The organism is Staphylococcus sp. HMSC072B07, assembly GCF_001815505.1.
In the GTDB taxonomy this organism is placed as follows: Bacteria; Bacillota; Bacilli; order Staphylococcales; family Staphylococcaceae; genus Staphylococcus; species Staphylococcus simulans.
In genome coordinates this window covers 1-2,123 of the sequence record NZ_KV820891.1, presented here as the reverse complement: position 1 = coordinate 2,123, position 2,123 = coordinate 1, and the positions used below count along the sequence as shown (strand labels likewise).

Annotated in this window: 4 protein-coding genes; 1 reads left to right on the top strand and 3 read right to left on the bottom strand. The window is 31.7% G+C overall.

Going from position 1 to position 2,123, the window contains the following annotated elements; translation table 11 throughout:
- Nucleotides 1-257: 257 nt before the first annotated feature.
- The 3 genes from HMPREF3031_RS00005 to HMPREF3031_RS13620 are packed head-to-tail and all read right to left on the bottom strand — an operon-like array spanning nucleotide 258 to nucleotide 958.
- The gene (locus HMPREF3031_RS00005; RefSeq protein WP_257243417.1) at nucleotides 258-734 is read right to left on the bottom strand and encodes a replication protein; all 477 of its coding nucleotides are present in this window, start codon (nucleotides 732-734) and stop codon (nucleotides 258-260) included.
- Entirely contained in the window at nucleotides 724-855 is a 132-nt protein-coding gene (locus HMPREF3031_RS13625) for a replication protein (protein WP_257243416.1), read from the bottom strand. The genes HMPREF3031_RS00005 and HMPREF3031_RS13625 overlap by 11 nt, the downstream gene beginning before the upstream one ends.
- Nucleotides 845-958, bottom strand: a complete 114-nt coding sequence (locus HMPREF3031_RS13620; protein WP_257243415.1) for a replication protein — start codon at nucleotides 956-958, stop codon at nucleotides 845-847. The genes HMPREF3031_RS13625 and HMPREF3031_RS13620 overlap by 11 nt, the downstream gene beginning before the upstream one ends.
- Nucleotides 959-1,659: 701 nt before the next feature.
- On the opposite strand from HMPREF3031_RS13620, the gene HMPREF3031_RS12915 reads away from it, so the two are divergent.
- Entirely contained in the window at nucleotides 1,660-1,914 is a 255-nt protein-coding gene (locus HMPREF3031_RS12915) for a DUF3923 family protein (RefSeq protein WP_083317878.1), read from the top strand.
- Nucleotides 1,915-2,123: the final 209 nt, after the last annotated feature.

The window sequence follows — 2,123 nt, the reverse complement described above, 5'->3', positions numbered from 1 at the left end:
AGTTTTATTTTTATTTTATTCATATACGAATAAATTTCATTTGAGCATATCACTTTACAGAATTCAAAATCGACGTTAAACTTTCGTTAGAAACCCGTAAGGGCGCACTTACACGTCGTAAACGACGTTCGTGAAAAAACTTTTATTTTCTACTTCGTAGGAAAGTTTTTTCTCACCTGCGTTCGACGTTACTTTTCAAATATTTTTATGAGTAGACTAATTAAAATTTGATAAATACATACAAAAATAGCCTAGACCTATAAATTTAGATCTAGGCTATTTTTTAATTCATTTTTAAAAACTTCTCCTGTTTCATAATTTACATTATATCGCCCATATTTTCTTTCTTGGTATACTGCATCAAAGTATAATCTTAAAAGCCCTGTATGAGCTCTTAAAACGCCATTAAGAACTTTCATACTAGGTAAGCCATACTCATGTCCTCTTGTCGCTGCAAAACGTCTTAATTCACGTATATTAGCTAAGCTCTGCTCGTCTATCATATCGCATACAGCATTTAACAGCTCATCTTTTTCTTCAACGTCTAGAACGACATATCTGTCTATATCAAAGTTACTTATTGTTTTAATATCCTTTCTATCGTAAACATGCTTATTTTTAGCTATAGCGTCTTTTGATTCATGTGTTAGATACAAATACATATTTTCCATGCTAGATGACACAATTTGAACCTTAGCAACACTATCATCGCCTAATACACGTTTAATACGCAATTCTTACACTATGTGCAGTTACTGGATTGTTGGCTACATAAATTACATGATAGTGAGCCTTTTTATATTTCTGCCCTTCAACACTACTCAGATCCTTATCATGAAGTGGACTAATCGCCATTGGAATTACCAATCATTTCTAGTTGCATTTGCCAGTCTTTTGGTATACTCTCAGGATACAAAATAAATGTAAAATATCTTGATTTATCTGTTTTATTTGTCATATTTATCACCTATATTACAGATAATGCATTAAGAGTGACTTGCCCGAGTCGCTCTTTTTTTATGCATTTTTCTGCCCTTTCATTTGTTCAACAAGTGCCAATGTTATATATGCTGACTTACTTAGCCCTTTTTCTTCTGCTTTCTTCTCAAGATTTTCATAAACATTAGGAGCTAAAGTTATTTGTTAATCTTTTACTTTTTTGACTCATTTTTTACCACCTTTATTTGTATTTTTTAAGCGTACTACTTTAAGCATATAAATGCAACAAACTACACAACATTATCCAAAAAAATACAAATGTAGCCTAATGTAGCCCAAAATGTAGCCCAAATGTAGCTTTGTGAAAAAACCTTAAACTCCTTGTCGCTCTAAGGATAAACATGTAACAATCTGCTTTTTGGCACTCGGCACTTAAAAGGGGGGTCGTAGTAGCCCCCTTTTTTCTCCTCAAACCCCAAAGAAAATTTAAACATGCATTTTTTCTTTCATAGATTTTAAGGCCAAAAAATAGCCTTAAACCCCTGATACAAAGCCATTTATACATAAAAATAAAAAAACTTGTTGTTTCTATATAGTATCAAGATAAAGAAAGAACAAGTTCAAAACCTCCGAAAATCACCCCTCTTACAAAATCTCAATTTCTTTAATAAAATGCTAAGATATTAACCAACAAAACACTTTATAAAGGGGGTTTCTACAATAAAAATTTCGTGGATTCTTTGGTGGATTATCAGTATAGGAGAAATTATTGTTTTCTTAGGTTTATCAGTACTTCTCTGGTCAAGAGAAATAGACGCAGCTGGTGCAATACAAACAACTGAATTAAAACTAATTAACATAGCAGTATTAGCAGCTGCTTTTCTAATACCAGCTATAATTCAAATCACATGGCTAATTATTAATATTATTTATTCAAAAAAACAAAAAACACACAGTGTTGTACAAAATTTTTAAAATTTATTCCAATTTCCTTTTGGTGTGAACCAACGGCAACCCTAAAAACCCAAAAGCTGTCGATAGGCAAAATTGATACCTCACGGTATCTGCCTATCGGCTTTTTAGTTTATTCAGGGTTGCTTTTCCCACCAAAAGTTTTCTCGGCATAAAAACAACTCTTAATAAAATTGCAAGTTTTATTTTTATTTTATTCATATACGAATAAA

Coding starts and splice junctions, on each gene's coding strand:
- HMPREF3031_RS13625 (WP_257243416.1), bottom strand. CDS start 855: ATGGCGATTAGTCCACTTCATGATAAGGATCTGAGTAGTGTTGAAGGG.
- HMPREF3031_RS13620 (WP_257243415.1), bottom strand. CDS start 958: ATGACAAATAAAACAGATAAATCAAGATATTTTACATTTATTTTGTAT.